The sequence below is a fragment of the Bacillus sp. S4 genome, assembly GCF_040838205.1.
In the GTDB taxonomy this organism is placed as follows: domain Bacteria; phylum Bacillota; class Bacilli; order Bacillales; family Bacillaceae_G; genus Bacillus_A; species Bacillus_A cereus_U.
Window position 1 is genome coordinate 1 of sequence record NZ_JBFPJI010000194.1, and the last position, 6362, is coordinate 6362.

The following is a 6362-nucleotide window of genomic DNA, read 5'->3' on the forward strand; positions in this document are numbered from 1 at the left end:
TTCTAAATGAATTTATAGCGGTTTTATTATAATCTTAAGCAAGCTGTTTACGTTTTTTTGTCCACTTTTTTATTACGAAATATAAAAGAATAAGTACGATGCCACCGACAGCAAACGATTTCACATACGGTCCAGCAATTTCATTAATATTCTCCCAGTTTTCACCTAGTTTTTCACCTAGATAAATGAAAATGATAGACCAAGGGATTATCGCAAGTGCTGTTAACGTAGTGAAACGTAGTAATGGCATTTTTGTGATACCAGCAGGAATTGAAATCGCATGCCGCGCTACCGGAATGAAGCGCGCTGTGAAAATTACGCCAGTTCCGTAACGATTAAACCAATCTTCAGCAGCATCCATTTGTTTTTTATGTATGAAAATATACTTACCGTAACGTTCTAATACAGGGCGACCACCATATCGACCAATCCAGTAAACAAAGATTTGGGCAATAACACCGCCAATTGTACCGAATATAACTGCACCTACAAATGAGATACTACCATTGAATACTAAGTATCCAGCATAAGCTAGGACGATCTCACTTGGGATAATTTCAATCATAAGTCCAAGCATTATGCCCCAATAACCTAATCCTTCAAAAAATGTTAATACTGAATGAATAAAACTACTTAACATTGTTGCACCTTCTAGTTCATGGATTTTTGAATATAGTGAACCTTTTGTTTAACAACATAAAAGGTTCACTATGTGTAAATTATACCTTATTTACATAGGGGATTGCTATTTCAATACTTTTTATCTCTCGTATTTATAATAAAGGAAATAAATTGAGTTTTCATGAAGAGAAAATGAAAGGAGTATTAAAAAATCCTCATTTTCTATGTGGTAAAAATAGGGAGGAGGGTTTGCTATTCCTAGTTGCAACATCGATATTTCATATACTATCTTTTATAAATACAAAAAGAGGAGCCTAAACTATGGCTCCTCTTTTTACGGTTTCACATCTAAATTTTGTAAAAACAATGTTGCTGAAACATAACGCTTCGCTAACATTTGTACATATGCGGTATGAACAGATAGGGTAGCGATAATAATAGCGTTACGAATTGCTTCGCGTTGTTCGTTATTAATTTGATCAAACTTGCTTGCAATTTTATCAGCTTTTTCTTTTACAATATTTTCGATCGTATGAATGGTATCTGTTGCATTTAGTTGTAAGCAGTTCCCTTGATTCAGTTCTTCAAATAAAGAAGAATAAGCTACATATAAATGAACAGGGTTAATTAAATCATCACTTCGATCGGCCGGGTCATTTACGATGAGTCGTAATAGTTTACGAATAGATTCAAAATCAAGTGCTGTTTTTAAATCTTCGACGATGAATAGTAAGGCTGCTTGTTCGATTGAGTATTTCTTCCCTTTTTGAGGGGAGCCAATCATTTCTTTTATATCTCGTTTCACCCAGTTTTGCATAGCAGTTACAGAGAAACTTGTGTTTTCAATCTGATTACCAAGCGCAACTATTTCATTTAAAGAAAAACCGACATCCGTATCATCGATTTTAATTAATTTTTCAAAAATAGGTGAAAGTGCGGTTGTAATAAAAGCTGTAACGCTTTGTCCGCTTTCAATATCTTTTTTATGTGACTTTGCCCAAGCTTCTTGTAAAATGCTAAGAGGCTTTTTCGGATTCCATCCTCTAAGTGATAGAAGGAGCGTTGCCATTTCGTTTCGTGTGAGATGAAATGTTTCCATCTTTTCACCTCCAAAATTATAAAAAGTTCTTATGAACTTATAATATGTTTTGTTTCATTTAAAGCCAATTCCGTTTTTCTTAATTTTTCCTTTGTTATGGAATTATTGTCGATAGTAAATAATACTTGCATATTTCGACAAAAGTTCATATAATGAGTTCATAAGAACCTTTAAAAAGGTTTTAAAATAAATCTATCATTCTTGTTTTAAAAGAAAGGTAGATTTCACATATATCTATATAAAAGGAGAATGGATATAATATGTTGAAAAAACTTGTAGCAGTAATGACAGCATTCATGGTTATCTTTGGGGCTAGTAGCTTTATGTTCGTAAATCACGCGGAAGCGAAAAGTTACAAATCTGGTAAAAAATCATATACACCAAGTTCTGGTCAAAATTCAAAAGTTGATTTAAACAAAAAAGATTCTAATGTAAATTCACAAAAAACGACAACAGATTCAAAAACAAAAGCAACAAACACAGCACCAAAAAGTAATAAAGGTGGCTTTATGAAAGGTTTATTACTAGGTGGTCTTGGTGGTTTACTAATGGGTAGCTTATTTGCAAATATGGGAGCTCTTGGTTCTGTATTAGCGTTTATGGTAAATATGTTAGTAATGGCTGGTATCGTAATGTTAGCAGTTCGTGCATTTAAATACTTCAAAGATCAACGTAAGAAAAAGGCAGATGAAGTAGCATGGAAACAATAAAAATTTCTGAACAAGAGCTTATAAATGCGCTTTGTATATATATCGCTGAAAAAAGACAAGTTGGTCCAGAAGAAGTTTCAGTTGAACTAATGTATGATGATGACTACGGTTTCTCTGCAGAAGTAGAGGTAAATGGTCGCCAGCAAATATTAATTCAAGCGAACTTAATCGAAGCACTACGCTTACTACTTGATCGAGAATACAACGTCAATTCATTTGCAGCAAGATTGCAACTTGAATTAGATGATGAAGAAGGTATTTACGCATTAGCGAAATTTAATAACTCAGATGAGTAGTGAAAAGAGCTGTTGAGAGTAATCTCAGCAGCTCTTTTTAGTATGTGCATATGTAGAAGAATAATCATACCAAAGTTCATTCATCTTCCGTCTACCAACATCAATCATTGGATTAAATTGAATCGCTGCTTTTTGACGAACAGAGTGAACGTGTTGCATTGCTTGTTGTAATTGTTGGTCGACTACGTCACGTTTCTCACTTGCATGTTTAGCAATAGATAGACCCGCGACAGCTCCTTGCGCCATTGCGATTTTTCCGCTTTCAATTCCAGTAATATTTCCAGCTACAAATAAACCTGGAAGAGGGGTTTCCATTTCTTCTGAATGAAGTGGAACATGTCCGCCTAATTCCGGAATGTAATGGAAAGGGCATCCCGCTACAGCGGCAAGCTCAGCAAGAGGGTATAAACCTCCGGCAATACAAACGAAGTCAGCCTCATATATCTTTTCTGATCCATTAATAATATTTCCTTTAGAATCAATATTAGCCACACGGACACCTTCAACTTGATCCGTTCCGATAATTTCAAGCGCAGCTTTACGAAGATGAAGCGGCGTCCCGTTTATTTTCATTCCGCTATTTGGATAGAAGGTTAATCCAGCTTTTCGAATCCAATCATATTTCATAAAACGGCTACCTAAACGCAGAAAAGCAGAAGGAGCGAGGTGAGCTGCATTTAAAAGAGAGTTCAAAACTTCTTCTGGTTCACCAGCCTTTTGGCTTAACTCACTTTTTTCAGGAAGTACAATATGTTCAACTTTAATTCCAGCTAATTGTAATTCATTTAAAATGGCGAAAGACAAAATGTTAGCGCCAATTATGATTCCTTTTTTTCCAACTTGCACGCGGTGAACATTTGTCATAACTTGAGCTGCTCCAATTGACATAACTCCTGGAAGTGTCCAGCCAGGAAGGGGAATAGAATACTCAGCAGCCCCAGTAGCAATTAGTACGAAAGGTGCTTCTAACGTACCGATATTTGTATGCACGAACCAAGACCTTTCATCTTTATCTAAGTTATATACGGAAACACCGCACCGAATATCGACTGAAAGGGATTTTGCTTCTTCATGAAGGCGCTTTGATTCTTCTATTCCGTTCCACCATTCCCCAGTAGGCTCTTGATGCAACTGTCCTAACAATCTCCCGCCCGGCTTCATAAATTCATCAATAACAAGTACGTTAAGTCCAAAACGTGCACAAGAGATGGAAGCTGATAATCCTGCTGGTCCTGCACCAATAATAATTACATCGATCATCGCTTTTTCACCATCTCTCTCACGATATTTGGATGCTGTTTTCCGCTTTCAACAACCATATCGTTTTCTACAACCGTTAAGCATGCTCGTACGTTCGTTTGATCGTTTACAGTCACGCGGCATTCAGAACAATGTCCGATATTACAATAAATACCTCGCGGCGTCCCGCTATCTTCATGGACTCTTAACGTTCTTATTCCGTTTGCAAGTAGAGCGGCCGCTATCGTTTCATGTTCATATGCTTCATATTGTTGACCATTAAATTTAAAATTGATACGCTGACTACTATTTAAACTACCTAAAATAGGGTGATTTATAATTCTATTCATTTATTTTCACCTACCGCCCCAAAAGTAACTGCACGCACTGGTGGTTGATATTTTAATGGAATCTCGTCAGGAGATGTACCAGGGTTAGCGTTTTCGATCATTCGATCTAGTGTTGTTCTACATGTACGTCCCCCGCAAAAACCCATACCAGCACGCGTTCTTAGTTTTAACTCACGAGCTGAGCAATTATATTCAGCAATTGTCGATTGAAGTTGTCCGTATGTAACTTCTTCACAACGACAAACAATTAAATTCTCTTTATTCGTCATATGTATTCCTCCTCTAGTTCGGTTTACACAAATTATTATGCAATAACTATGCCAACATAGAGGAGGAGAAGGGGTTATTGTAACCCAAGCCTTTTTAAGCGGTTATATAAAGTGGCCCTCGTTACCCCGAGTTGTTTCGCACATTCTAATTTATTACCATCTAAAATGCGTAAAGCTCTTTCAATTACCTTTTTCTCGTGCTCATCCATTTCTTCTTGTAAAGAAAGAATCATATTATTATTGCTGAGTAATAGGGAATGAGATGTTTTGTTCTCTAAAGTATCATTTGTATGAAACGGTAAATATTCTTGTTTTATAATGCCGTCTGTCGCAAATACGACGAGTCTTTCAACTACGTTGCGGAGCTCGCGAATATTACCAGGCCAATTGTAATGAAGCAGTTCATGCATAATGCTTGAAGGTAAGTCACGAATAGGCCTGTTATAGTTTATTGAAAAATCGTTTAAGAAGGAGTAGGTTAATTCGATAATATCCTCTCGTCTTTCGCGCAGTGGCGGAATGTGCAAGCTAACTACATTTAAGCGATAGTATAAATCTTCCCGGAAAGTTCCTTTTCTCATTTCTTCTTGTAAATCACGATTTGTAGCAGCGATAATGCGGAAATCGATATTAATTTCTTTTTCTCCACCAACTCGGTAATACTTTCGTTCTTGCAGTACACGCAAAAGTTTCACTTGCATATCGAGAGGCATTTCTCCAATCTCATCAAGGAATAAAGTACCGCCTTGCGCGAGCTCTATTTTCCCTTTCTTCCCTTTACTATTTGCACCAGAAAAGGCTCCACGTTCGTAACCAAATAATTCACTTTCAAATAACGCTTCAGGAATTGCACCGCAGTTAATTGAAATAAACGGGGCATTCGCTGTCTCACTTGCTTCATGAATTGCTTTCGCAAACACTTCTTTTCCAACTCCGCTTTCGCCGAGTATTAAAACCGTGGATTTCACTGAACAAACCTTTCTAGCTAATTGAATCGTTCGTTGTATAACAGGGCTTTTTCCATTCATCGCAAGGAAAGGATCGGATGTATCTTTATATTTTGCTACTTCTTGTTCTAATCGGTGCATTTCATGCGACATATTAAATAGTTTTTCATTCAAAGCGACTTGATTTGTAACATCAGTTTCAGAAACGACTGCTCCTATAATTTCATTGTTACAATAAACTGGATTTGAATTGATTAATACGAACAAATCCGGACGAGGCTGATGGAACTGGGCGATTATGCTTTTTCCGTCATGTAATGATTGTAAAATTTCCAAATCTTTATAATCAAAAAAACGTGTAATCGGTTGTCCGATAATTTCGTTATGTTTGACTGAAAAGATTTTTTCAGCGCCATCTGTCCACGTACGAACGCATTCTTTCTCATCAATGACGGTAACAGAAGAATCAGTCGTTTGAATGACAGTGTTATAAAAAGCTAGCAGATCATTGTAAGACTTATAAAGAAATGGAATCATTTGTTGAGCAGTTACACAGCATATAGGATCTAGATTTTCGTTCACAATTACAACTGCCGAATTGTTAGAAAAAGCTTCGATTAACGTAGTGAAAGAGTCCTCTTCATAAATAACTGCGCAACTACATTCTTCAGTAGATGAAGGAAGGTAATAAAAATTTTTACCTTCCTGTTTCATGTGCTGAATGGTGCTTGTACGATCGATTGATAAAATTTTTATAAACTCTTTTATTGTTGGAAATGAAAATGTCATAGTGTCCTCCTGGTATGTATAAAAATTTAGACAGTGATAAAG

General features: G+C 36.4%; 8 protein-coding genes. 2 read left to right on the forward strand and 6 right to left on the reverse strand.

Annotation, left to right across the window (positions count from 1 at the left end; translation table 11 throughout):
• Positions 1-34: 34 nt before the first annotated feature.
• On the reverse strand, positions 35-640 hold the full coding sequence (uptA, locus tag AB3X48_RS15950; RefSeq protein WP_016105102.1) for an undecaprenyl phosphate transporter UptA: 606 nt from the start codon (positions 638-640) through the stop codon (positions 35-37).
• 315 nt (positions 641-955) lie between these two features.
• The gene (locus AB3X48_RS15955; RefSeq protein WP_002110340.1) at positions 956-1720 is read right to left on the reverse strand and encodes a DUF1836 domain-containing protein; all 765 of its coding nucleotides are present in this window, start codon (positions 1718-1720) and stop codon (positions 956-958) included.
• A 260-nt stretch (positions 1721-1980) separates the two neighbouring features.
• On the opposite strand from AB3X48_RS15955, the gene AB3X48_RS15960 reads away from it, so the two are divergent.
• Positions 1981-2430, forward strand: a complete 450-nt coding sequence (locus AB3X48_RS15960) for a hypothetical protein (protein WP_002012966.1) — start codon at positions 1981-1983, stop codon at positions 2428-2430.
• On the forward strand, positions 2418-2726 hold the full coding sequence (locus AB3X48_RS15965; protein WP_002110338.1) for a YxcD family protein: 309 nt from the start codon (positions 2418-2420) through the stop codon (positions 2724-2726). The genes AB3X48_RS15960 and AB3X48_RS15965 overlap by 13 nt, the downstream gene beginning before the upstream one ends.
• Positions 2727-2750: 24 nt before the next feature.
• Here AB3X48_RS15965 and AB3X48_RS15970 read toward each other — a convergent pair whose 3' ends face one another.
• The 4 genes from AB3X48_RS15970 to AB3X48_RS15985 all read right to left on the reverse strand — a co-directional run bounded on the left by AB3X48_RS15970 (position 2751) and on the right by AB3X48_RS15985 (position 6320).
• Positions 2751-3986, reverse strand: a complete 1236-nt coding sequence (locus tag AB3X48_RS15970; RefSeq protein WP_016105101.1) for an NAD(P)/FAD-dependent oxidoreductase — start codon at positions 3984-3986, stop codon at positions 2751-2753.
• Positions 3983-4315, reverse strand: a complete 333-nt coding sequence (locus AB3X48_RS15975; protein WP_016105100.1) for a (2Fe-2S)-binding protein — start codon at positions 4313-4315, stop codon at positions 3983-3985. Before AB3X48_RS15975 ends, AB3X48_RS15970 begins: the two co-directional genes overlap by 4 nt.
• Positions 4312-4584 (reverse strand): (2Fe-2S)-binding protein, encoded by a 273-nt coding sequence (locus AB3X48_RS15980; RefSeq protein ID WP_002065856.1) that lies wholly within the window; start codon positions 4582-4584, stop codon positions 4312-4314. Before AB3X48_RS15980 ends, AB3X48_RS15975 begins: the two co-directional genes overlap by 4 nt.
• Before the next feature lie 74 nt (positions 4585-4658).
• Positions 4659-6320: a sigma-54 interaction domain-containing protein gene (locus AB3X48_RS15985; protein WP_016105099.1), complete on the reverse strand. Its 1662-nt coding sequence runs from the start codon at positions 6318-6320 to the stop codon at positions 4659-4661.
• Between the last annotated feature and the right edge of the window lie 42 nt (positions 6321-6362).